The 23988-nt window shown below is 71.5% G+C and carries 21 protein-coding genes; 13 read left to right on the forward strand and 8 right to left on the reverse strand.

From position 1 onward, the window contains the following. The first annotated feature begins 6 nt into the window (after positions 1 to 6). Together F9C41_RS26370 and F9C41_RS26375 are read left to right on the forward strand one after the other, a co-directional pair. Positions 7 to 2436 (forward strand): glycoside hydrolase family 2 protein, encoded by a 2430-nt coding sequence (locus F9C41_RS26370; protein ID WP_230690032.1) that lies wholly within the window; start codon positions 7 to 9, stop codon positions 2434 to 2436. Positions 2437 to 2624: 188 nt separating this feature from the next. Then, a complete protein-coding gene (locus F9C41_RS26375) occupies positions 2625 to 4607 on the forward strand; it encodes a cellulase family glycosylhydrolase (RefSeq protein ID WP_155389542.1) in 1983 nt (660 codons plus the stop codon). 131 nt (positions 4608 to 4738) lie between these two features. Here the strand turns inward: F9C41_RS26375 and F9C41_RS26380 are convergent, their stop codons facing one another. Further along, complete coding sequence (locus tag F9C41_RS26380; protein WP_155389543.1) at positions 4739 to 5359, reverse strand: GTP cyclohydrolase II; 621 nt, start codon at positions 5357 to 5359, stop codon at positions 4739 to 4741. 141 nt (positions 5360 to 5500) lie between these two features. Between F9C41_RS26380 and F9C41_RS26385 the strand changes: the two genes are divergently transcribed. Together F9C41_RS26385 and F9C41_RS26390 are read left to right on the forward strand one after the other, a co-directional pair. After that, complete coding sequence (locus F9C41_RS26385; protein ID WP_155389544.1) at positions 5501 to 6910, forward strand: MFS transporter; 1410 nt, start codon at positions 5501 to 5503, stop codon at positions 6908 to 6910. Continuing rightward, positions 6907 to 8373 carry a pyridoxal phosphate-dependent decarboxylase family protein gene (locus F9C41_RS26390; RefSeq protein WP_155389545.1) on the forward strand — a complete coding sequence of 489 codons (1467 nt, stop codon included), beginning with the start codon at positions 6907 to 6909 and terminating at the stop codon, positions 8371 to 8373. The genes F9C41_RS26385 and F9C41_RS26390 overlap by 4 nt, the downstream gene beginning before the upstream one ends. A gap of 89 nt (positions 8374 to 8462) precedes the next feature. Here F9C41_RS26390 and F9C41_RS26395 read toward each other — a convergent pair whose 3' ends face one another. The 6 genes from F9C41_RS26395 to F9C41_RS26420 form a co-directional block, all read right to left on the reverse strand. After that, positions 8463 to 8852, reverse strand: coding sequence for a PaaI family thioesterase (locus F9C41_RS26395; protein WP_155389666.1), 390 nt, complete (start codon positions 8850 to 8852; stop codon positions 8463 to 8465). 134 nt (positions 8853 to 8986) lie between these two features. Beyond that, positions 8987 to 9484: a hypothetical protein gene (locus tag F9C41_RS26400; RefSeq protein ID WP_155389546.1), complete on the reverse strand. Its 498-nt coding sequence runs from the start codon at positions 9482 to 9484 to the stop codon at positions 8987 to 8989. Between the two features lie 109 nt (positions 9485 to 9593). After that, positions 9594 to 9887: a GlsB/YeaQ/YmgE family stress response membrane protein gene (locus F9C41_RS26405; RefSeq protein WP_120316620.1), complete on the reverse strand. Its 294-nt coding sequence runs from the start codon at positions 9885 to 9887 to the stop codon at positions 9594 to 9596. A 115-nt stretch (positions 9888 to 10002) separates the two neighbouring features. Beyond that, positions 10003 to 11034, reverse strand: a complete 1032-nt coding sequence (locus tag F9C41_RS26410; protein ID WP_155389547.1) for a lactonase family protein — start codon at positions 11032 to 11034, stop codon at positions 10003 to 10005. A gap of 117 nt (positions 11035 to 11151) precedes the next feature. Further along, positions 11152 to 12162, reverse strand: a complete 1011-nt coding sequence (locus F9C41_RS26415; protein WP_155389548.1) for a sensor histidine kinase — start codon at positions 12160 to 12162, stop codon at positions 11152 to 11154. Further along, positions 12155 to 12859 carry a response regulator transcription factor gene (locus F9C41_RS26420; protein ID WP_155389549.1) on the reverse strand — a complete coding sequence of 235 codons (705 nt, stop codon included), beginning with the start codon at positions 12857 to 12859 and terminating at the stop codon, positions 12155 to 12157. The genes F9C41_RS26415 and F9C41_RS26420 overlap by 8 nt, the downstream gene beginning before the upstream one ends. Before the next feature lie 112 nt (positions 12860 to 12971). Between F9C41_RS26420 and F9C41_RS26425 the strand changes: the two genes are divergently transcribed. After that, positions 12972 to 13529: a DM13 domain-containing protein gene (locus tag F9C41_RS26425; RefSeq protein WP_155389550.1), complete on the forward strand. Its 558-nt coding sequence runs from the start codon at positions 12972 to 12974 to the stop codon at positions 13527 to 13529. 16 nt (positions 13530 to 13545) lie between these two features. On the opposite strand, the gene F9C41_RS26430 is transcribed toward F9C41_RS26425, so the two are convergent. Further along, a complete protein-coding gene (locus tag F9C41_RS26430; protein WP_155389551.1) occupies positions 13546 to 14469 on the reverse strand; it encodes a DUF1835 domain-containing protein in 924 nt (307 codons plus the stop codon). Between the two features lie 160 nt (positions 14470 to 14629). Here F9C41_RS26430 and F9C41_RS26435 point away from each other — a divergent pair, with 160 nt between their 5' ends. The 8 genes from F9C41_RS26435 (at position 14630) to F9C41_RS26470 (ending at position 23975) form a co-directional block, all read left to right on the forward strand. Further along, positions 14630 to 15067, forward strand: a complete 438-nt coding sequence (locus F9C41_RS26435; RefSeq protein ID WP_155389552.1) for a hypothetical protein — start codon at positions 14630 to 14632, stop codon at positions 15065 to 15067. Positions 15068 to 15184: 117 nt separating this feature from the next. Beyond that, the gene (locus tag F9C41_RS26440; RefSeq protein WP_155389553.1) at positions 15185 to 15682 is read left to right on the forward strand and encodes a GbsR/MarR family transcriptional regulator; all 498 of its coding nucleotides are present in this window, start codon (positions 15185 to 15187) and stop codon (positions 15680 to 15682) included. 675 nt (positions 15683 to 16357) lie between these two features. Next, positions 16358 to 17545 (forward strand): ROK family transcriptional regulator, encoded by a 1188-nt coding sequence (locus F9C41_RS26445; RefSeq protein ID WP_155389554.1) that lies wholly within the window; start codon positions 16358 to 16360, stop codon positions 17543 to 17545. Positions 17546 to 17615: 70 nt separating this feature from the next. After that, complete coding sequence (locus tag F9C41_RS26450) at positions 17616 to 19193, forward strand: sugar ABC transporter ATP-binding protein (RefSeq protein WP_230690033.1); 1578 nt, start codon at positions 17616 to 17618, stop codon at positions 19191 to 19193. A 138-nt stretch (positions 19194 to 19331) separates the two neighbouring features. Further along, a complete protein-coding gene (locus tag F9C41_RS26455; RefSeq protein ID WP_155389555.1) occupies positions 19332 to 20423 on the forward strand; it encodes an ABC transporter permease in 1092 nt (363 codons plus the stop codon). A 112-nt stretch (positions 20424 to 20535) separates the two neighbouring features. Beyond that, positions 20536 to 21591, forward strand: a complete 1056-nt coding sequence (locus F9C41_RS26460; protein WP_155389556.1) for a substrate-binding domain-containing protein — start codon at positions 20536 to 20538, stop codon at positions 21589 to 21591. 89 nt (positions 21592 to 21680) lie between these two features. Beyond that, positions 21681 to 22856, forward strand: coding sequence for a Gfo/Idh/MocA family protein (locus tag F9C41_RS26465; protein WP_196279973.1), 1176 nt, complete (start codon positions 21681 to 21683; stop codon positions 22854 to 22856). A 114-nt stretch (positions 22857 to 22970) separates the two neighbouring features. After that, positions 22971 to 23975: a sugar phosphate isomerase/epimerase family protein gene (locus tag F9C41_RS26470; protein WP_155389558.1), complete on the forward strand. Its 1005-nt coding sequence runs from the start codon at positions 22971 to 22973 to the stop codon at positions 23973 to 23975. Positions 23976 to 23988: the final 13 nt, after the last annotated feature.

Raw genomic sequence — 23988 nt, forward strand, 5'->3', positions numbered from 1 at the left:
CGAAGCATGGTCCAGCTCCACCACGGCTGGCAGGTGTCGGCGCGCAACACGCCGGTGCCGGTCAGCCGGGTGCCGGCGACCGTGCCCGGGTGCGTGCACACCGACCTGCTGGCGGCCGGTCTCATTCCCGATCCGTTCCTGGACGCGAACGAGACCGAGCTGAACTGGATCGGGCGCACCCAGTGGACGTACGAGACCAGTTTCCAATGGTCCGGCCCGGTCGACGACCGGATCGACCTGGTGTGCGCGGGGCTGGACACCGTCGCCGCCATCTCGCTCAACGGCACCGAGGTAGGGCGCACCGCGAACATGCACCGCGGCTACCGCTTCGACCTGCGCTCGGCGCTCACCCCCGGCCGCAACGACCTGCGCATCACCTTCGACTCGCCGTACGAGTACACGGCGGCGATGGCGCGGCAGGTCGGCTCCCGGCCGGGGGCCTACGACGAGCCGTACAACCTGATCCGCAAGATGGCCTGCAACTTCGGCTGGGACTGGGGCCCGACCGTGGTGACCGCCGGCATCTGGCAGCCGATCGGCCTGCACAGCTGGTCGACGGCGCGGCTGGCGCAGGTGCGCCCGCAGATCACCGTGGACGGCACGACCGGTGTGGTGGACGTGCACGTCGACGTCGAGCGGGCGTCCACCGAGTCGCTGCACGTCACCGTCGAGGTCGGCGGCGTGGTCGGGGTGGCCTCGATCGGCGCGGGCAGCATCGGCGCCACGCTGCGGCTGAGCGTGCCGGACGTGGCGCGCTGGTGGCCGCGCGGCTACGGCGAGCAGCCGCTCTACCCGCTGCGCGTGGTGCTGGCCACCGAGGGCGGCCGGGAGCTGGACCGCTGGGAGCGGCGCGTCGGCTTCCGCACGGTGCGCGTCGACACCACCCCGGACGAGCACGGCACGCCGTACACGGTGGTGGTCAACGACAAGCCGGTGTTCGTGAAGGGGGTCAACTGGATCCCCGACGACGCCTTCGTCACCCGGATCACCCGGGAGCGGCTGGCCGAGCGCTTCCGCCAGGCGTGCGACGCGAACATCAACTACCTGCGGGTATGGGGCGGCGGGCGCTACGAGTCGGAGGACTTCTACGAGCTCGCCGACGAAATGGGCCTGATGGTGGGGCAGGACTTCCTGTTCGCCTGCGCGGCATACCCGGAGGAGGAGCCGTTCGCGGCCGAGGTCGCGGCCGAGGCCCGTGAGCACGTGGTGCGCCTGGCCTCCCACCCCAGCCTGGTGACGTGGACCGGGAACAACGAGAACATCTGGGGCTTCGCCGACTGGGGCTGGCCGGAGCAGCTGCACGGGCGCAGCTGGGGCGCGGGCTTCTACCACGAGCTGCTGCCCTCGATCGTGGCCGAACTGGATCCGACCCGGCCGTACTGGCCGGGCAGCCCCTGGTCGGGCACGCCGGACATCCACCCGAACGACCCGGCGCACGGCACCATGCACATCTGGGACGTGTGGAACCAGATCGACTACACGCACTACCGGGACTACATCCCCCGGTTCTGCGCCGAGTTCGGGTTCCAGGCCCCGCCGGCGTACGCGACGCTGCGCCGGGCGCTGCACGACGAGCCGCTGGCCAGCGACTCACCCGGCATGCGCCACCACCAGAAGGCCGCCGACGGCGACCTCAAACTGCGGCGCGGGCTGGACGCCCACCTGCCCGAGCCGCACGGCTTCGACGACTGGCACTACCTCACGCAGGTCAACCAGGCCCGCGCGATCCAGCTGGCCGTCGAGCACTTCCGCTCCCACCAGCCCGTCTGCATGGGCGCGATCGTCTGGCAGCTCAACGACTGCTGGCCGGTGACGTCCTGGGCGGCGATCGACGGCGACGGGCGGCGCAAGCCGCTGTGGCACGCGCTGCGCGCCGCGTACGCCGACCGCCTTCTCACGATCCAGCCGCGCGACGGCGGCCTGGCCCTGGTCGCGTCCAACGACACCGACCAGCCGTGGCAGGCCGAGGCGACCGTGACCAGTCACGATCTCAGCGGCAAGGCCCTGGCCATGACCACGGTCGACGTCGACGTCGCGCCGCGTTCGGTGACGGTGACGCCTATCCCGGACAGTGTGGCGCTGCCCGAGGAACCCCGGTCCGAGCTGCTGCGGGCCGTCGCCGGGGAGCAGCAGGCCTGGTGGTTCCACGCCGAGGACCGCGAGATCGACTACCCGGTCGCCCGGTACGAGGCGCACGTCGAGCGCACCGCCGTCGGCTACGACGTCACCGTCACCGCCGGAACCATCCTGCGCGACCTGTCCCTGTTCCCCGACCGCCTCGACCCGGCCGCCACCGTCGACCAAGCCCTGGTCACGCTGCTGCCGGGCGAGTCGGTCACCTTCACGGTCCGGAGCGCCCCGGATCTCGACACCGCAGCACTGGCCGCCCAGCCGGTGCTGCGCTGCGTCAACGACATCGACCCGCGGAGCGCCTGACCGCGGCGAGCACGATCTCGGCGGGCCGTGGCCGTTCCGGCGACCACGGACCGCCGAGACCTTCTGATCGGTAAGGCCCCTCTTCCACGGATGCCGACCGGCCACCGCGACCCGCTCGACGCCGTCCCGCCGCACCACCGGCGGCGTGCGGGCGGGCCGCACCGACCGGCGGCGAAAGGAGCACGCACATGAACAGACGGATCCTGGCGGTCGCCGCCGGGGCGCTGATCCTGCTGCTCGGCACCGGCAGCGGCACCGCCGCCGCGGCCGGTGGCCACCACGACGCGGGGTTCGTGACCCGCCACGGCAGTGACCTGAAACTGAACGGCAAGCCGTTCCGGTTCGCCGGGACGAACAACTACTACCTGATCTACTCGTCGCAGGTGATGGTCGACGACGTGTTCGCCCGCGCCGAGGCGGCGGACCTGACCGTGCTGCGCAGCTGGGGCTGGCTCGACATCGGCAACCAGGACGACTCCGGTTCGGTGTCGGGCAAGAAGAACGGCGTCTACCTGCAGTACTGGGACGGCACGCGGCCCGCGTACAACGACGGGCCGGACGGTCTGCAGCGGCTGGACTACGTGCTGTGGAAGGCTGGGCAGACCGGGATCAAGCTGGTCATCCCGTTCACCAACAACTGGTCCGACTTCGGCGGCATCGACCAGTACGTGCGCTGGGCCGGGGCCGACAACCACGACGACTTCTTCACCGACCCGGTCATCAAGGGCTGGTACAAGGACTGGATCAGTCACCTGCTCAACCGGGTGAACCCGCTGACCGGCCTGGCGTACAAGGACGACCCGGCGGTGATGATGTGGGAGCTGGGCAACGAGCCGCGCTGCAAGGGTTCCGGCCTGTATCCGCCGTCGGCCTCGTGCACCCCGGCCACGCTCACCGCCTGGGCCGACGAGATGACCCGCCACGTCAAGAACGTCGACAGCAGGCACCTGGTCGGCGTCGGTGACGAGGGCTTCTACTGCGACGACCCGGCCTCGGCGGACTGGACCACCAACTGCGGCGAGGGCGTCGACTCGGTCGCGCTCGGCAGGCTGCCCGCGGTGGACGTGGTCTCGTTCCACCTCTACCCGGACGGCTGGGGCAACAAGACCGCCCAGTGGGGCGCCGACTGGATCAAGCGGCACAACCGCGACGCCAAGAAGGCGACCAAGCCGTCCATGCTCGGCGAGTTCGGCTGGCGCGACAAGGCCACCCGCAACCCCGTCTACCAGCAGTGGACCGAAGCCGCCGCGAGCGACGGCGGGGACGGCTTCCTCTACTGGATGCTCAACGGCGTCCAGGACGACGGCACCATGTACCCCGACTACGACGGCTTCACCGTGGCCTGCCCCGGCACGGTCTGCCAGACCATCACCAACGCCGGGACCATCATCAGCAGTGGCCGGCGCACCTTCCCGCCGGTCGCCGACCACGACAACGCGGTGGTGCCGTTCGGCACGACGGCCACGCTCAGCCCGGCGGCCAACGACATCGCGTACCAGACGCACGTCCGGGTCGACAAGATCGATCTGGATCCGGCCGCGGACGGGCGGCAGACCAGCGCGGCCGTGCCCGGCGGTGCGTTCACCCTGGCCGCCTCAGGGCAGCTCACGTTCACCCCGAACGAGGGCTTCACCGGCAAGGCGGCGGTGGACTACACGATCCGCGACACGGCGGCCAGGCTGTCCAACGTGGCCACCGTGACCGTGACCGTGCTGCCCGACCCGACCGCCGCCATCCCGCTCGCCTCCTGGGAGACCGGCGTCGAAGGCTGGGCCCCCGGCAACTGGCAGACCAACGCGGGCACCCTCAGCGCGCAGACGACGTTCGCCACCGACGGCACGTCCGGCCTGCACGCCGACGCCGCCGACGGCGGCTGGTTCGGGGTCAGCCTCCCCGCGCCGGTGGACCTGTCGGGCAAGTCGTATGTCAAGTTCGATCTGCGCACCGCCACGGCCGGCACCTCCACCAGCATCGTGCTGCAGACCGGCCCCTCCTGGACCTGGTGCCAGGGCCCCTTCAACTGGGTCAACCAGGACACCGCCCTGGCCACCGTCGAGGTGGATCTCAACACCGGCCTGTCCTGCGACCCGTCCTCCCTCAACGAGGTCCACGCCGTCTACCTCTGGCTCAGCCCCGGCTCCTTCGACCTGGACAACCTCCGCGCCGAGTAGCCCGAGCAAACGAGCGAAAGGAAGGGCACCTTCACATCGCTATGCGATGTAGAAGGTGCCCTTCCCAACGCCTGAGGCCGAATGGGCTGGGAAGACGGGGCTGTCGCAGCCCCTCGCGGGTGTCGCGGCGGTCAGGCGGCCGCGGGCAGGGCGATCGTGTGGTTCGTGTGGGTGACCTTGGCGCGCAGGTAGCGGAGGTTGTCCGGCTTGGCGTGCACGGCGGTGGGGACGACGTGGGCCACCTCGACGCCGTGGTCGCGCAGCTGGCTGGGCTTGTCCGGGTTGTTGGTGAGCAGGTCGATGCGGGGCACGCCGAGGGCGGCCAGCATCTGCGCGGCGGCGGTGTAGTCGCGCTCGTCGTCGCCGAACCCGAGCGCCCGGTTCGCGGCGTAGGTGTCCAGTCCCGCGTCCTGCAGGGCGTACGCGTCGAGCTTGGCGTACAGGCCGATGCCCCGGCCCTCCTGGCGCAGGTAGAGCAGGTAGCCGCCGCGCTCGGTGATGCGCTGCACGGCCTCGCGCAGCTGCGGGCCGCAGTCACAGCGAGCCGAGCCGAAGACGTCGCCGGTCATGCACTCCGAGTGGGCGCGGACCAGCGGGGTGGCCGCGTTCGCGAAGTCGCCGAGGCCGAGCGCGAGGTGCTCCAAGCCGTCGGACAGGCCGGTGAAGGTGAAGACCTCGGCGGTGGTGGCGTACCCGTCGGGAAAGCGCAGCGGAACGGTCACCCTCGTGCGTACACCCAGCTGCTCGGTCATCGCTCACCAGTCTCGTCGTCGGAACGTGCCCATTCAGGTAACGCGCACGTTGCTACTTGATTGTTGAAGCATCAAGAACTGTGTGAAATTCCCTCACCTCCCTCTGTGCGCTACGCCACACGCCGCGTAGCATCCGCAGCCATGACCGTGTCGCCCCCCACATCCTCCGAGGTCACCGCCCCCGACCAGGACCAACCGCTCACCGGCGGGGTACGCGCCGGGTACGCGCTGGGCTCGCTGGCCACCGGAGCCTTCGGCACCGTGCCCGGCCTGCTGCTGCTGCCGTACCTGACCGACAACCTGGGCGTCGCCGCGGGGCTGGCCGGCCTGCTGGTGCTCGTGCCGAAGGCCTGGGACGTGCTGATCAACCCGGTCGCGGGCCGTATCTCCGACCGCACCGTGTCCCGCTGGGGCGCCCGGCGGCCCTACCTGCTGTTCGGCGGGCTCGCCGTGGCGGTGCTGTTCGCGGCGATGTTCGCCGGGCCGTTCGGGGCCGGCTCGGGGGCGGCGCTCTACGTCGCGGTCGCGTTCCTGCTCACCGCCACCGCGTACGCCTTCTTCCAGGTGCCGTACGTGGCGATGCCCGCCGAGATGACCGACGACTACAGCGAACGCACCCGCCTGATGACCTGGCGGGTCGCCGTGCTCGCGGTGGCGATCCTGGTCTCCGGCGCGGTCGCCCCGATCGTGGTGCAGGCCGGGGGCGGCGGCGTGCCCGGACACCGCTGGATGGGCGTGTTCGTCGCCGCGCTCATCGTGGTCGGCGCGCTCGGTTCGTTCTTCGGCACCCGTCGCGCTCCGGTCGGCCGGGTCACCGAGAGTGAGCCGACGCTGCGCGCGCAGCTCGCAGTGGTACGCCGGAACAAGCCGTTCACCGTGCTGCTGACCGTGTTCGTGGTGCAGTCGATCGGCGTCGCGACGATGCTGGCCGGGGTCAAGTACGTCGCCGACCACGTGCTCCAGCGCCCCGAGGACGGCCCGACGCTGCTGTTCGCCTGCTTCGTCGGCCCGGCGCTGCTGGTCATGCCGCTGTGGAGCCGGGTCGGCGCGCGGGTCGGCAAGACGAAGGCGCTGGTGCTGGCCTCGGTGCTGCTGTCCGGCGGTGCGCTGGCGCTGATCGTGGCGGGGTCCGTGCCGCCGGTGGTGGCGTACGTCATCACGGGCGTGATCGGCGTCGGCTACGCGGGCCAGCAGGTGTTCGCGATGGCGATGCTGCCCGACTGTGTCGCGTACGACGCGGCCCGCACCGGCCGCCGCCAGGCGGGCGTGTTCACCGGCCTGTGGACGGCGGGGGAGACGTTCGGCCTCGCACTCGGCCCCGGCCTCTACGCGCTGGTGCTGCAGCTGTCCGGTTACACCTCCTCGGCCGGTGGCGCGGTGGCGCAGTCCGACGGCGCGAAGCTCGGCGTGCTGCTCGGCTTCAGCCTCGTGCCCGCGCTGCTGGTCGGCCCGGTGACGCTGCTGCTGCGCCGCTACGACCTGACCCCGGAGCGCCTGGCATCCGTGCAGGTGGAGAACGGCAGTGCCGCAAAAGATAGTGTGGCCCGATGATCGACGCACTCCCGCCCCAGGGCGTCCCCGCCGACCAGGTGCTCGCCGAGCTGCGCGGGATGCGCGCCGCGGACCTGCCCACGCACGGCGGGCGGCTGTTCGCCTATGTCTACGACCCGGCCAAGGCGGGCCTCGACGAGCTGGCGATGTCCGCGTACGCCCTGTCCGCCCACGTGAACGGCCTGGACCCGACGGCGTTCCCGTCCCTGCTCGCGACCGAGAACGCGCTGGTCGCCGCCGCGGCCCGGGTGCTCGGGGCGGGTCCCGGCACGGACGCGCCGGATGTGGTCGGCTCGGTCACCAGCGGCGGCACCGAGTCGCTGATCCTGGCCGTGAAGACGGCCCGCGACGCGCACCCGGAGATCACCTCGCCGCGCCTGGTCGCCCCGTCGACGGCGCACGCGGCGTTCGCCAAGGCCGCGCACTACCTGGGTGTGGCGCTGGACCTGGTGCCCGTCGACCCGGAGACGTTCACGCCGGACCCGGCCGCGGTCGCCGCCGCGATCACCGCGGACACGGTGCTGGTGGCGTGCTCCGCGCCGTCGTACGCGCAGGGGGTCGTGGATCCGGTCGAGCAGATCGCGGCGATCGCCGCGGAGCGGGGCGTGCGCTGCCACGTGGACGCGTGCTTCGGCGGCTGGGCGCTGCCGTTCCTGCGCCGGGTCGGGGTCGCGGTGCCCGCGTTCGACTTCAGTCTGCCGGGCGTGACGAGCATGTCGGTGGACCTGCACAAGTACGCGTACACGCCCAAGGGGGTGTCGGTGCTGCTGCACCGCGACGCGGGCCTGCGCCGCCCGCAGTACTTCGCCTTCGCCGACTGGCCCGGCTACACCATGGTCAACCCGGTGATCTCGTCGACGCGGTCCGGCGGCCCGATCGCGGCGGCGTTCGCCACGCTGCGCCACGTCGGCGACGAGGGTTACCTGGAGCTGGCCCGGCAGACCCGCGACGCCGTCGCCGGGCTGGCCAAGGCGGTGTCCGAGGTGGACGGGCTGCGGCTGCTCGCCCCGGCCGACTTCACGGTCGTGTGCCTGACCTCGGACGACCCGGGGCTGGACCTGTTCGTGCTGGCCGACGAGCTGGCCGCGCGGGGCTGGCACACCCAGCCGCAGCTGCCGTACGCGGGCATCCCGGCCAGCATCCACCTCACCGTGACCGCGTCGGTGCTGCCGCAGGTGCCGCAGTTCGGCCCCGCGCTGGCCGAGTCGGCCGCCGCCGCCCGAGCCCACGGCCCGGTCGAGCTGCCCACCGAACTCCTGGCCATGGCCGCCCACCTGCCGCCGGACCAGCTCACGGCCGAGATGGTCGCCGGCCTGGCCGACACCTTCGGCCTCACCGGCGGCGAACCCGGCGCGGCCCCCCGGATGGCCGTCGTCAACGCCGTCCTCGCCGCCGCCCCGCCGCGGCTGCGCGAACGCCTCCTGGTCGAGTTCGTCAGTCTCCTCCAGCGTCCGTCGTGGTAGCGGTGAAGTGATCGCCGTTTCGTGTCAGAAACCGTGGTCTACCAGACCTTCTGACACGAAACGGCGATCATGCCACCGCGGCGGCGCGGTTACTTGCGGAGGAGGCAGGTGAGGCGGGCGGTGCAGACGCGCTGGTCGTCTTCGTCGGTGATGACGATTTCGTAGGTGACGATGCTGCCGCCGCGGTGTAAAGGGGTCGCCACACCGGTGACCAGGCCAGAGCGGGCGGCTCGGTGGTGGGTGGCGCTGATGTCCACGCCGACCGCGTACGGCCGCCCGATGGTCGAGCCGTGCAGGGTGGCCCCGATCGAGCCGAGGGTCTCTGCCAGCACGCAGGACGCGCCGCCGTGCAGCAGCCCGAAGGGCTGGGTGTTGCCCTCCACCGGCATCGTCGCGACGAGCCGCTCCGGGGTCGCCTCCAGCAGCTTGATGCCCATGCGCTCGGCCAGCGCGCCCTGCATGGTCGTGTCGTAAGTCATCTCCACCCGCCGCACGTTACCCGCCGGTCAACCCGGCGGGCAGGGGCCCGGAGACGGTTCCGGGGAACCCGCGGCCTCCGGGGGAGCGGAGGGGGCGGATTCCCCAGAAACAGGCCGGGCGGCACAGCCGCGGATCAGGGGGTGGACCCGCGGTAGTGGCCCAGCGTGGCGATTCCGACGATCCAGCCCACGAACAGGCCGTAGATGGCGCCGGAACCGGCCGCCTGGAAGGCGCCCAGCAGCGAGGCGTCCGAGCGGATGAAGGCGGTGAGCAGACCGGCCACCGCACCCGCGAAGATGTACCCCGACCAGCCGGCCAGCAGCTGGCTGAAGCTGCCGCGGGCGCGTCCCAGCTGGGCGTTGGTCGACAGGGCCAGGAACACGGCCGTCAAGATGATGAGAAGGATCGCCTTGAGGTCGGCGGCGAGCACGTCCTGCACCGAGCTGTCTGCGTCGAAGCTCCAGGCAGGCCACGTCAGCAGCTTGAGAAACCAGCCGCCGGCGGTGTTGGTGTCGGCGTTGTCGTTGGCCCAGTCGACGTAGACGGGGCTGCCGAACACCAGCACGAGGATGAGTGCGGCGATGACGCCCGCACCGGTCGCGGTGCGGTATCGCGATGCGGTCAGTACCATGGCGCCCCGATTGCCGAGCGCCACGGTCAGTAAACATCCGTGTCCAGTGTGTACTGATTAATCCTTCGTACCCGGGCGCACAGCGGACGTGCGCCCGGCTCTCAGGGGATCACGGGGCCCGCCGCGGCTGAACCGCCTGCGGGTGGCGTTTGGCCGACATCCGGGCGGCCAGCCAGACGAAGAACATGGCCAGTGCCAGCTGGATGATGTGCCTGATCCAGTCGATGCCTCGGGTCTCGCCGACGCCGAGCCAGGTGGCGATGATGCCGCCCAGCGTCGCGGCCAGGATCCCCGCGATCACCGTCATCAGCGCGGAGATGTTCTGCCGGCCCGGCAGCAGCAGCCGGCCCAGGTATCCGACGATCGCGCCGCCGATGATGCCCCAGAGGATCGCCCCGATCATGTACGCCTCCCGTGATCATGACTGCTACGTGGCCAGTATCGGCCGGTCCCGGGAGGGTATGGAGTTGTTTGGGGATATTCGTCGGCCTCGGGCCCGGCAGGAGGATGCTGCGCGCTCAGGCGCCGCTCGGGGCGGCCACGATGCAGGACGGGTTCGGCACGGCGACGGTCTCGCCGGTCGGCTCGGGCAGTCCGGTGACCGGATCCCGGCGGAACACGGTCACCGTGTCGCCGTCCTGATCGGCCACATAGAGGAAGTCGCCGACCAGCGCGAAGTGCCGCGGCCAGCGGCCGGTCGGCACGTCCGCGACCGGGCGCAGCGTGCCGCCCTGCACCGCGAACACGGTGAGGCAGTCCGCGCCCCGGTTGGCGAGGTAGAGGAACCGCCCGTCGCCGGAGCACTCCAGGTGGCTCGGATAGTTGCGCTCGCCCGGCTCGCCGACGGTCGCCGCGACCGACGACACCGGCCGCAGCCGGCCGTCGGCGGCCTCGCAGACGACCACGGTGGAGTCCAGCTCCCCGGCGACGAAGACCACGCCGGACGGGTGGAACGCCAGGTGGCGCGGACCCATCCCGGCGATCAGCGGGGAGGTCGCCACGTGCCGCAGGCCGTCGGGCCCGGCGGCGTAGCTGCGCACCTCGTCGGTGCCCAGGTCGGTGACGTACAGCAGCCCGTCGGGGGCGAGCAGTGCCATGTGCGCGTGCGGGGACTCCTGGCGCTCGGCGTCCGGGCCGCTGCCCTCGTGCGCCACCAGCTGGTGGTACGGCAGCAGCGCCCCGTCGTCGCCGATCGCGAACACGCTCACCGAGCCGCCGCTGTAGTTGGCCGCCACCACGAACCGGCCAAGCGGGTCGACGGCCAGGTGGCAGGGGTCGGCGCCGCCACTGGGCTGCGCGCCGAGCAGCTGGAGCCCGTCGCCGGTCACCGCGTACGACAGCACCTGCGCGGCGGACTCGGAGGCCGCGTACAGGTGGGTGCCGTCGGGGTGCCAGGCGAGCCACGACGGGTCGACCGCCGCGACGGGGGAGTGTGCCGGTGCCAGCCGACCGGTCTGCGGGTCCTGCCGCCAGGCGGTGATCGCCAGCTCGGGGCCGGCCTTCGCCGTGTAGGAGCCGATGTGGACCAGGTCAGCGGGAACCGAAGGCATGACAGGCAGCTTAGTGCGCGGCGGGCGGCGGCAGCCGGGTCGGTCCCGCCGACCGGAACCGCACCCGCGCCGCGCGCACCCGAACCGCAGGCCCCCCGCGCCGGTGGACGGCCGTCCTCAGGCGGGCGCGGCCGGCAGGTGCACCTCGAACCGGCAACCGGCGGCGGTGTTGGCCACGCCGACCCGGCCGCCGTGCGCCTCGACCAGCCCGGCCACGATGGCCAGCCCCAGCCCGCCGCCGCCGTCGGCGTCCGGGGTGCGCGCCTTGGCGCCGCGGAACGCGACGTCGAAGACGTGTGGCAGGTCCGACTCGGCGATGCCGCCGCAGGTGTCCGCGACGGCCAGCCAGCCGCCCTCGGCGTCACGTCCGCCGGTCACTGTCACCGTGCCGTCGGCGGGGGTGTAGCGCACCGCGTTGAGCAGCAGGTTCGCCACGATCCGGGACAGCTCGCGCTCACCCGCCCGCACCACCGGCCAGTCGCCGTCGGCGACCAGGCGCACGCCCCGCGTGGCGGCGACCGGCGCGGCCGCGGCGACGGCGTCGGAGACCACCTCGCCCAGCGGCACGTCGACGGGGGACAGCTGCAGCGCCCCGGCGTTGATCCGGGACAGCTCGAACAGGTCGTCGACCAGCGCGGCCATCCGGTCGGTGCCGGTGCGGATGCGGCGGTGGTACTCGGCGACGGCGGCCGGGTCGCTGACCACGCCGTCCTCCAGCGCCTCGGCCATGGCCCGCATCCCGGCCAGCGGGGTGCGCAGATCGTGCGACACCCAGGCGACCAGGTCGCGGCGGCTCGCCTCGACCTGCCGCTCGCGCTCGCGGGCGTCGGCCGCCCACATCGCCGAGCGGGCCAGCCGCCACGCCACCCAGCCGCCGATCAGCAGGCTCACCAGCCCCGACAGCGGCACCACGACGAGCAGCACGTGCAGGTCGTGCGGCGAGATGAACATGCCCTCGGCGACCGCCAGCACCCCGGCCAGCAGCGCCAGCACCGTGGCCACCAGCAGCACGCACACGTTCAGCGTGAGCGAGCGGCGGTGCAGCAGGCGCAGCAGCAGCGCCGCGGGCAGCCAGACGACGGCCGCGCCGGCCAGTGCGGCGAGCAGGATCAGCAGCACGTCACGCACCGTCGGCCGCCCGCACCGGTTCGTACCGGTAGCCGACGCCCCAGACGGTGTGGATGCGCTGCGGCATGGCGGGGTCGGGTTCGATCTTCTCCCGCAGCCGTCGCACGTGGACGGTGACCGTGGACTGGTCGCCGAAGGTCCAGCCCCACACCGACTCCAGTAGCTGAGCCCGGCGCAGCGCCTCGTTCGGGTGCGCCATCAGGTACCCCAGCAGGTCGAACTCGCGCACGGTCAGCGCCAGCTCGCGGCCGTCGAGGTGGGCGGTGCGGCGCACCGGGTCGACGACGAGCCCGCCGTCGGTCAGCACGGCGGACGGCACGGCCTGCGGCGCGGTGCGGCGCAGCACGGACTGGGCACGCAGCACCAGCTCGCGCGGGGAAAACGGCTTGGTCACGTAGTCGTCCGCGCCGACCTGCAGGCCGACGATGCGGTCGACCTCCTCGCCGAGCGCGGTCAGCATGATGATCGGCACGCCGGGGCCGGGCTTGGCGCGCAGCCGCCTGGCCACCTCCAGCCCGTCGATGCCGGGCAGCATCAGGTCCAGGATGATCAGATCCGGGCGTTCCCGGGCGTACGCGTCCAGCGCGGACGGCCCGTCGGCGGCCAGCACCACCCGGTGCCCGGCGTGCTCCAGGTAGCGGCGTACCACGTCGCTGACGGTCGGGTCGTCGTCGACGACGAGCACGCTGGTGGCCATATCGCGAGCGTACGTCGTGATCATCGGCGGCGACCGCGTGCCGGCGCATCGGATCCTTACGATCCGCGAACGTGGGACCCCACCGCGTCGGCGTGGGCCTTAGCGTCAGGGCATGACGAGGTTGTTCCGCAAGCCCGCCTTCTGGGCGGTGGCCGCGGTGGCGGCCGTGGGCCTGGCGTTCGGCCTGTACTGGTTCCAGCCCTGGAAGCTGCTCACCTCGAAGACCGTCAACGACGCCGCCCCGGTGGTGGTGGCCACGAGCGCGACGCCGTCGCCGGACTCCTCGCCGGCCGCGGGCGCGCCCTCGCCGCCGGCCGTCGCCGTGCTGGTCGCCGAGGGAAGGCTCGTCACCCACGAGCACGACACCTCCGGAACCGCGCAGCTCGTGCGGCTGCCCGACGGCGCCTACCAGGTGATCCTTCGCGATCTGGCCACATCGGACGGGCCCGACCTGCGGGTCTGGCTCACCGATCAGCCCGTGCTGCCCGGCCGCGACGGCTGGCACGTCTTCGACGACGGCAGGCACGTCGAGCTGGGCCGCCTCAAGGGCACGCACGGCACCCAGGTCTACGCCGTGCCCGCGACGGCCGACCCGACCGAGCTGCGCAGCGTGACCATCTGGTGCGCCCGCTTCAAGGTCTCCTTCGCCGCCGCGCCGCTGGCGGCGTGACCGGGCTGTCCGCGGCTCAGGCCGGGACGGAGCGGGCCGCGTCGGGGTCCCAGCACCAGCCGGGCAGCAGCACCCCGCCGACCCAGCGGGGGAAGGTCTGCCAGGTCGCGTCGCCGTGCAGGATCCGCTGGCCGTACGCGGTGAGCTGGTAACCGCCGTCGCGCAGCGCCAGCGCCGGGCGCTCGGCGTCGTGCAGCCGCCGCAGCACCGGCAGCAGCATGACGTCCCCGAGATAGGGCAGCGGATCGCCCTCCTGGTGCGCCTGGTAGACAGCGGGGAACGGCAGCGGCCCGGCGCTGACCGCGCGCAGGCACAGCCGCTCCGACAGGGACAGCCCGTCGGTGGTCCACGGCAGCTCCGCCAGGTGCCGGCGCACCGCCCGGGACAGGAAGGGCAGCGCGTCGCCGCCGACCCCGGCCAGCGCGACCGGATCCGGCGCGGACAGCGCGGCCCAGGCCCGTTCCGCGGCGGCGAACTGGTCCGGACTGACCGGCCGCTCCCGTCCGGCGAGCGTCGCCAGCTGAGGTGCGGACAGCTGCCCGAACCCGATGAACGGCTCCTCGCCGGGGAACGCATCGATCGACAGCAGCCGCAGCCGTTCGTGCAGCGCGGGCCGGTGCGCCAGCAAGGCCAGCAGCCGGATGAGGATCGCCTGGTCGAACCAGTCGTGCTCGAACCACAGCAGTACGCGGTCGTAGGTGTCGAGGGTGTCGAGCGCGGCGCGCTCCTGCGACAGGCGCTCGCGGACATGCGCGACGTCGAGGTCGTACGCCGGCGCGAGCCACTGCGCGCGTACGGCGTCGAACTCGGCGGGGTCAGCCGTGCGGGGGACCGGGCCCTGGCACACCGGGTCCGTGAACGGCACGAAGTCTCCGCGGAAACCGGCCGGCCCGAGGGTCTCCCGGAGGTCGTCGCCGCAGCGTACGTGGGCGGTGCGCATGGGCGTCAGTCTAGGTGCGACAGCCGTCGGCGACCGGTCGACGGGCTGAGCGGGCAGGTGTTACCGACGGTATGACCCATCGACATATGCGTGCTTGGGAACCTATCATTTCGTCATGGCGCGGACTCGTACGGTGACAGGTGCCGGGATCATCGCAACCGTGGCGCTCGTCCTTCTGTTCGGTAATCAGCCCTTCGTGGAGTGGGTGTCGAGGCACACCAGCTCCGACAATGCGTGGGGCTGGTTCCTGCGTGTGCTGACCTGGCCCCGGTGGGCCTTCGGTCCCGTCGACGGATCCAGCGGCGCGATGCGCCGGCTGCTCGCCGACGACCTGCGCGCGCTGCTGCTGATCCTCTTCGTGGCCCTCATCCTCGGCGTGGTCAGCAAGGCGGTCACCGGTGGCGCCGGCGGCTTCCTGCTCGGCTGGTCGGCACTGATCTTCGGATCGGCGCTGGCGGCCTTCATTACCTCCTTCATCATCAGCGACCCGACCTTCGTCGGGGCGCTCCAGGCCGCCGCCGCCGGTTCGGCCTACGGGCTGTTCGTCGGCTGGGTCGTCGGGGCGCTGACCGGCACCGCCAAGGGCGCCGGCTCCTAGCGCACACCTCGCGGTGCCCGCGGCCGAGGCGGGCACCGCGAGGTGCGACCTGGCCGGCGTACGTGCACGTCGTTCACAAAATTGTGAATACTCATAAGCTTGTTATGATCGTCCTTGATGAGCGACAAGGTTGACGCGGTGACACCGCGTGATGAGGACGGTGTGCGCCGGTCCGTGGAGCACATGGCCATGATGCTGGCCGACATGGGCTTCCCTCGGATGCCGTCCCGGGTGCTGATGACCATGATGAGCGCCGAGGACACCTCGCTCACCGCCGGTGACCTCGCGGAGCGGCTGGGCGTGAGCGCCGCCGCGATCTCCGGTGCGGTCCGCTACCTGATGCAGATGGGCTTCCTCGTCCGCGAGCCCGCACCCGGTTCCCGTCGCGACCACTACCGCCTGCCCGACCAGCCCTGGTACGGGGTGACCACCGCCAAGCGCGGCTTCTACGGGCAGTTCTCCGACGAGGCGGACGTCGTGATCGACGCCGCGGGCGGTGCGCGGACGCTGGCCGGCGAGCGCATGACTGACATGCGCGACTTCTTCCGCTTCGTGGAGGAGCAGGTCGGCACCGCGCTGCAGCGCTGGCAGGAGCAGCGCCCACCCCGCACCTGACCCCCGCCCCGGCGACCGCCGACGGCGCACCGGTCCACGATCATTCGGCTTGCCGGGCATATGGGCGAAAGCGCGTCCAAGATACGCGCAGGTGCCAGGCAAGTCCGATGATCATGGTGATCAGCGCGCCCCGCGGAGGGGTTTCGCCGGCAAGGGGCGAACTTTTCGCCGCGCCGGGCATGAATCGGGTGCGTTCACCCGCGCGTCCGGGCGTCTTCCGGGGTGCCGGAGAGACCCTCGCGGCCCGATCTGTCCGGCCGTTCCGGCGAGGTCTGGGCCGACGCGCGGCGACGCCTGCCGGCCGCCTCGTTCCCGGCGCGGGCGATCCGGGGGCCGGTCGGATCGAAACGATCCAGCGCGCGTCCGCCCGCCCACCACCCCCACGGTCGTGATCAGACAAGCCTTGACCTGCCCCGATGCCCCGCCGTACCGCGGTGATGCCGATGCCGCCCGCAACTCTGGCGGAGTCGCGGTGTCGAGACCGTTATAAGACCGCGACTTTTTAAGACTTGCGCAGTAGAGGAGGGGGTGTTCTGGATGGTCATGGCTAACTTCTGCTAGATCAAACAAAAGTTATGCAGATTTAGCGAGAAGCTATGGACACGATTGTCGAAAGCTCGTAACCTGTGCGACACACCACATCGGTGGAGTCCTATCAGGTGGAGGAACGAGCGGATGAGCCTCGCGCGGACGCTCTGGGACCCGCTGCACGTCAGAGTGCTGCGGCTGCTGCGGGACGAGGGTGCGCTGTCGCGCGCGGAACTCGCCGACCGGCTGGATATCCCGCGTCCGCGGCTGCTCGGCGAGCTCGACCGGCTCGTCGCCGGGGGCCACGTCGCCGAGGCGGGTCCGGCGGAGTCGCGCGGCGGTCGCCGCTCGACGCTGGTGGAGCTGAACCCCGGCATGCGCTTCGCGGGTGTCGACCTGGGCGCGACGTCCATCGACGTCGAGGTGACCAACGGCCGGCTGGAGCCGGTCGCGCACTACAGCGAGACGGCCGACATCCGCAGCGGCCCGAAGGTCACCCTGCAGCGGGTCAACGAGCTGCTCGCCAAGGCCAAGGTGGAGGGCGCGTTCGCGCACCTCGACGGCATCGGCATCGGCGTGCCCGGCCCGGTCAGCTTCCGCGACGGCGTGCCCGTCTCCCCGCCGATAATGCCCGGCTGGGACCGCTTCCCCGTGCGCGAGCTGCTCACGCGGGAACACGGCTGCCCGGCCGTGGTGGACAACGACGTGAACATCATGGCGGTGGGCGAGCGCAACGCCGGCGTGGCGCACTCCGTCGACAACTTCCTCTTCGTGAAGATCGGCACCGGCATCGGCTGTGGCGTCTTCCTCGGCGGTGAGGTCTACCGGGGCACCGACGGCTGCGCCGGCGACATCGGCCACATCCAGGTCGACAGCCACGGGCCGGTCTGCTCGTGCGGCAACATCGGCTGCCTGGAGGCCGTGTTCAGCGGCGCCGCGCTGGCCCGCGAGGCCACCGCCGCGGCCCGCTCGGGCACCTCGCCCGCGCTGGCCGAGCGGCTCGCCACCAACGGCGTGGTCACCGCGATGGACGTCGCGATCGCCGCGGTCGAGGGCGACGTGGTCTGCGTGCAGCTGATCCGCGACGGCGGCCGCCGCATCGGCACCGTGCTGGCCGGGCTGGTCAGCTTCGTGAACCCTTCGATGATCGTCATCGGCGGCGGCCTGGCCCAGCTGGGTCACATCATGCTCGCCGAGATCCGCAGTGTGGTCTACCGGCGGTCGCTGCCGCTGGCCACCGGGAACCTGCCACTGGTGCTGTCCGAGCTGGGTCCCCGCGCCGGTGTGGCCGGCGCCGCGGTGCTGGCCAGCGAGATCGCCTTCGAGCAAGCATGAGCGAGCGCAGCGAGCGAATCCCGGGGCCCAGGGCGGCTCATGCCGTCGACGAGCGCAGCGAGGAGCAGGCATGAGCGGGGAGTCGAGCATGAGCGAGCAGCCGGTCGAGGCGGCGGGCACCGACGAGGTGGTCCTGCGGCTGTCCGGTGTGGTCAAGACCTTCCCCGGCGTGCGCGCCCTCGACGGCGTCGAGCTGGAGGTCCGCGCGGGCGAGGTGCACTGCCTGCTGGGGCAGAACGGCGCCGGCAAGTCCACGCTGATCAAGGTGCTGGCCGGGGTGCACCGCCCCGATGAGGGTGACGTGCAGTGGCTGGGCGAGCAGGTCGCGTTCAGCGGCCCGCAGGCCGCCATGAAGGCCGGCATCGCCACCATCTACCAGGAGCTCGACCTCGTCGACTACCTGTCGGTGGCGGAGAACATCTACCTCGGGCACGAGCCGCGCAGCCTGGGCTTCGTGCACAAGGGACAGGCCGCGCGCCAGTCCCGGGAGCTGCTGGGCCGGCTCGGCCACGGCGAGATCCCGCCGCACCGGCTGGTGAAGTCGCTGCCCGCCGCGGGCAAGCAGATCGTCAGCATGGCCCGCGCGCTCTCGCACTCGGCCAAGCTGATCATCATGGACGAGCCCAGCGCGGTGCTGGCACACGACGAGGTCGGCAACCTGTTCCGGATCATCCGGGAGCTGACCGCGCAGGGCATCGCGGTGGTCTACATCTCGCACCGGCTCGAGGAGATCCGCGAGATCGGCGACCGGGTCACCGTGCTCAAGGACGGGCGCACCTCGGCGGTCAACCTGCCGGCCCGCACCACGCCGACCCGCGACCTGGTGAGCCGGATGACCGGCCGCTCCATCGAGTACGTCTTCCCGCCGCGGCCGGACACCGAGCCGGGCGAGAAGCTGCTGGAGGTGCGCGGGCTGGGCCGCTCCGGCGAGTTCACCGGCGTCGACCTCGACGTGTGCTCGGGCGAGATCGTCGGCATCGCGGGCCTGGTCGGCTCGGGCCGTTCGGAGCTGCTGGAGACGGTGTTCGGCGCGCGCCAGGCCGAGGCCGGCACGGTGGTCATGGACGGGCGCGGGCTGCCGCCGGGCAATGTCGCCGCGGCGGTGCGGGCGGGCCTGGGCATGGCCCCGGAGGAGCGCAAGAGCCAGGCGCTGCTGCTCGGCCAGCCGATCTACCGCAACATGACGCTGACCAACTTCAGCTCGTACGCGACAGCCGGGTTCACCGACACCGGCAAGGAGCAGGCCGAGGCCATGCGGGTCGCGGACCAGCTCGAACTGCGCCCGCGCGACGTGCGCCGGGCCGTGCGCACGCTGTCGGGCGGCAACCAGCAGAAGGTGGTCGTCGGCCGGTGGCTGCTGGGCGGCACCCGGCTGCTGCTGCTCGACGAGCCGACCCGGGGCGTCGACGTGGGCGCGCGGGCGGAGCTCTACCAGGTGATCCGCGACCTCGCCGCGAGCGGCGTCGGGGTGCTGCTGGTCTCCAGCGAGGTGCCGGAGGTGCTCGGACTGTCCGACCGGGTGCTGGTCATGCGCGAGGGCCGGGTGGTGCGCACCGCGCCCGCGACCGAGCTCAGTGAAGAGGACGTACTCGATCTGGTGATGGCGGGATCGCTGACCGCCGCGACGACTGAAGAGGTGGCCGCGTGAGCGAGCGACGCGGGCGAACTAGCGGGCTCGGCAGCCATGCCGTCGACGAGCGAAGCGAGGAGAGGGCATGAGCGAGCATCGCGAGCGAATCAACAGGCTCGGCAGTCATGCCGTCAACGAGCGAAGCGAGGAGAGGGCATGAGCGTGTCCAGCGAACAGAAGGTGGAGCAGGCGGTGCCGGGCCACGCGCCCCACGCCGCCCCGGCCGCCGGTGGGACGAGCTGGTGGAAGGACGAGGCGCAGGAGCCGTTGCGGCGTAACCTGGGCCTGGTCGGGGTGCTGCTGGCGCTGTTCGCGATCGGCGCGTACATCCGCCCCGACCTCTACAGCGACGCCGACTGGGTCATCAACAACATCATGGTCATCCTGACCCAGGCGGCCGCGATCGGCGTGATCACGGTCGGCATGACCTTCGTGATCATCGGTGGTGGCATCGACCTGTCCGTCGGCGCGCTGATCGCGCTGTCGGGAGTGTGGGCCACGACGCTGGCCACGCAGAGCTTCGGCCCGGTCGGCATGATCTTCACGGCGGTGGCGGTCGGCATCGGCGCGGGCCTGGTCAACGGCGCGCTCGTGGCGTACGGCAAGCTGGTGCCCTTCATCGCCACCCTGGCCATGCTGGTCGCGGCCCGCGGTCTGGCCGCCCAGATCTCCGGCAAGCAGACCCAGATCTCCACCGACCAGATCATCAACGGCATCGCCACCACTCGGATCGGCGGCATCCCGCTGCTGGTCATCATCCTGCTGGTGGTCGCCGGGCTCGGGTGGGTGCTGCTCAACCGCACCACCTTCGGCCGGCGCACCGTCGCCATCGGCGGCAACGCCGAGGCGGCCCGCCTGGCCGGCATCAACGTCCGCGGCCACACCATGCTGCTGTACGCGCTCTCGGGCCTGTGCTGCGGCATCGCCGCGATCATGCTCACCTCGCTCGCCACCTCGTCCCAGGCGGCGGCGGCCGAACTCTACGAACTCGACGCGATCGCCGCGGCGATCATCGGCGGCACGCTGCTCTCCGGCGGCCGCGGCACCATCGTCGGCTCGCTGTTCGGCGTGATCGTGTTCTCCGCGATCACCAACCTGTTCGCCATCGCCAACCTGCCCACCGAGGTCCAGAACATGGTCAAGGGCGCGATCATCGTGGTCGCGGTCCTTCTCCAGCAGGTGCGGTTCTCGTCCGTCACGCAGTTCGCCCGAAGGCACGGTCTCACTCGGGCCAAACCGCAGACCTGACCGCCCCCTGTGTAACAGGTTCCATCACCGCACAGCCCGCTCCATCTGGGGTGACCGTCGAACGCGACGGTCGCCGGACCGAATGCACCCTCGCGACGACCAGGAGGTCGTGATGACCAACCCGATTCCGGACACGTCCCGCCGCCGGCTTCTCTTCGGCGGCACGGCGATCGCCGCCGGCGCTCTGCTCACCGCATGCACCAGCAACGAGCAGACGCCGACCCCGGCGCAGACCAAGGGCGCCGACGACACCAACCCGAACGCCGCCGCCGGCAAGGCGGTCACGATCGGTTTCTCCGCTCCGGCCGCCGACCACGGCTGGATCGCGGCGATCACCAACAACGCCAAGGCGCAGGCCGGGGCGTACAAGGACGTCACCTTCAAGCAGGTCGAGGCGGGCAAGGACGCCGCGGCCCAGCGCGCGGCGCTGGACACCCTGATCGCCGAGAAGCCCGACGTGATCGTGCTGCTGCCGCACGACGGCAAGGAGCTCAACGCGTTCGGCCTCAAGGCGATGGAGGCGGGCATCCCGGTCGTGAACCTGGACCGTGCCTTCCCCGACGCGCTGGCGTACCGCCTGCAGATCAAGGGCGACAACTACGGCATGGGCGTGGCCGCCGGTCACTACATCGGCAAGGCGCTCAAGGCCAAGAACGTGGCCAGCCCGATCATCGGCGAGATCGCCGGCATGGACGAGCTGGAGCTGACCCAGGAGCGCAGCGCGGGCTTCAAGGCCGCGCTGGCCACCTACGGCTTCACCGTGGCCAACCGTCGTGCGGCGCGATTCACCGCCGACTCCGGCCAGAAGGAGGCCCAGAACCTGCTGCAGGCGCTGCCGAAGATCGACGCCGTGTGGAACCACGACGACGACCAGGGCATCGGCGTGCTGGCCGCGATCACGGCGGCCAACCGCAGCGAGTTCTTCATGGTCGGCGGTGCCGGCTCGAAGAAGGCGATCGAGGACATCGCCGCCGACAAGACCGTGCTCAAGGCCACGGTCACCTACAGCCCGTCCATGGCGTCGTCGGCGATCTCGCTGGCCCGCCTGATCGCCCAGGGCCGGGGCATGTCCGACCTGGTCGAGCTGCAGGTGCCCAAGGAGGTCATCCTGGCCTCTGAGACGATCACGAAAGAGAACGCGAGCACGTACCTGAAGCTCGGTTTCTAAGCCCGACATGGTTCGCCCGCACCAGCGGGCTCGGTAACGGAGGAGCCCACCCCGTGTCCACAAACGACAACAAGGAACTGCGGGTCGGCATGGTCGGCTACGCGTTCATGGGCGCTGCGCACTCACAGGCGTGGCGCACCGTGAACCGCGCGTTCGACCTGCCCCTGCGGGTCCGGATGGCGGCGGTCTGCGGCCGTGACGAGGCCAAGGTGTCCGAGGCGGCTGACAAGCTCGGCTGGGACGGCTACGTCACGGACTGGCGGGAACTGATCGCCCGGGATGACATCGACGTGATCGACGTCTGCACGCCCGGCGACAGCCACGCGGAGATCACCATCGCCGCGCTCGCTGCGGGCAAGCACGTCATGTGCGAGAAACCGCTGGCGAACTCCGTGGCGGAAGCCCGGGCGATGGTCGATGCCGCAACCGCGGCGCGGGAGTCGGGTATTCGTACGCTGTGCGGGTTCAACTACCGGCGCGTGCCGGCGGCGGCGCTGATGCGTCAGATGGTCGCCGCCGGCAGGCTCGGGGTGATCCGCCACGTGCGTGCCGTGTATCTCCAGGACTGGATCACCGATCCGCAGTTCCCCCTGGTCTGGCGGCTTCAGCAGGAGCGCGCGGGGTCCGGGGCGCTCGGCGACATCGGCGCGCACATCATCGACCTGACCCAGTACGTCACGGGCCAGCAGATCACCGGGGTGAGCGCGCTCACCGAGACGTTCATCAAGGAGCGGCCGATCCCGAGCGAGACGAGCGGCCTGGCCGCCACCTCGGCCGGCAACGGCCAGGCCTTCGGTCAGGTGACCGTCGACGACGCCGCGCTGTTCACGGCGCGGCTGTCCGGCGGCGCGATCGCCACGTACGAGGCCAGCCGCTTCGCCATGGGCCGCAAGAACGGCCTGCGGGTCGAGATCAACGGCTCGCTCGGCTCGCTGGTGTTCGACCTGGAACGCCTCAACGAGCTGGAGTTCTACGACGCGACCAGGCCGGCCGTGGAGCAGGGCTTCAACCGGATCCTGGTGACCGAGCCCGAGCACCCGTACCTGTCCGCCTGGTGGCCGCCCGGCCACATCATCGGCTACGAGCATTCCTTCACCCATCAGATGCGCGACTTCGTGCAGGCCGTGGCGGAGGGCTCCGACCCTCACCCGTCCTTCGAGGACGCCCTCGGGGTGCAGCTGGTGCTCGAGGCGGTGCAGAGTTCCGCCGCGTCCGGGTCCGCCTGGACGCAGGTGGCGCACCCCGCCGTTCCGGTCGCGGCCTGACCGCACCGGCACCGAACGTGGGAGGGCCGGTCGGACGCCGACCGACCGGCCCTCTCGCCCAACGACTTCCGTTCGACGCACCTGCACTCCCGCACATGATCGGAGAGCGAACACATGCCTCGACCCATCACCCTGTTCACCGGCCAGTGGGCGGACCTCCCGTTCGAGGAGGTCTGCCGGCTGGCGTCCGAGTGGGGCTACGACGGCCTCGAGATCGCCTGCTGGGGCGACCACTTCGAGGTCGACAAGGCGCTGTCGGACGAGACCTACATCCAGCGCAAGCGCGCCCAGCTCGACAAGTACGGGCTGAGCGTGCACGCGATCTCCAACCACCTGGTCGGCCAGGCGGTCTGCGACAACCCGATCGACGAGCGGCACAAGGGCATCCTGCCCGCCCGCATCTGGGGCGACGGTGAGCCGGAAGGCGTACGGCAGCGCGCCGCCGCCGAGATGGCCGACACCGCCCGCGCCGCGGCCAAGCTCGGCGTGAACACCGTCGTCGGCTTCACCGGCTCGCCGATCTGGCACTTCGTGGCCATGTTCCCGCCGGTCCCGCAGTCGATGATCGACGCCGGGTACGAGGAGTTCGCCCGGCGCTGGCACCCGATCCTCGACGTCTACGACGAGGTCGGCGTGCGCTTCGCGCACGAGGTGCACCCCAGCGAGATCGCGTACGACTACCACACCACCCGCCGCACCCTGGACGCGCTGGGCAACCGGCCCGCGTTCGGCCTGAACTGGGACCCGTCGCACATGGTGTGGCAGGGCTGCGACCCGGTGAACTTCATCCTCGACTTCGCCGAGCGGATCTACCACGTGGACTGCAAGGACACGAAGGTGCGCATGGGCGACGGCCGCCGCGGCATCCTGTCCTCCCACCTGCCGTGGGCGGACCTGCGCCGGGGCTGGGACTTCGTGTCCACCGGCCACGGCGACGTGCCGTGGGAGGACTGCTTCCGGGCGCTCAACTCGATCGGCTACGACGGTCCTATCTCGATCGAGTGGGAGGACGCCGGCATGGACCGCCTCGTCGGGGCTCCCCAGGCGCTGCAGTTCGTGCGTGGCCTCCTCTTCGACCCGCCCACCGCCTCGTTCGACGCGGCTTTCAGCTCGGACTGAGTCTCGTCACCCG

Source organism: Catellatospora paridis, assembly GCF_009720365.1.
Lineage (GTDB): Bacteria > Actinomycetota > Actinomycetes > Mycobacteriales > Micromonosporaceae > Catellatospora > Catellatospora paridis.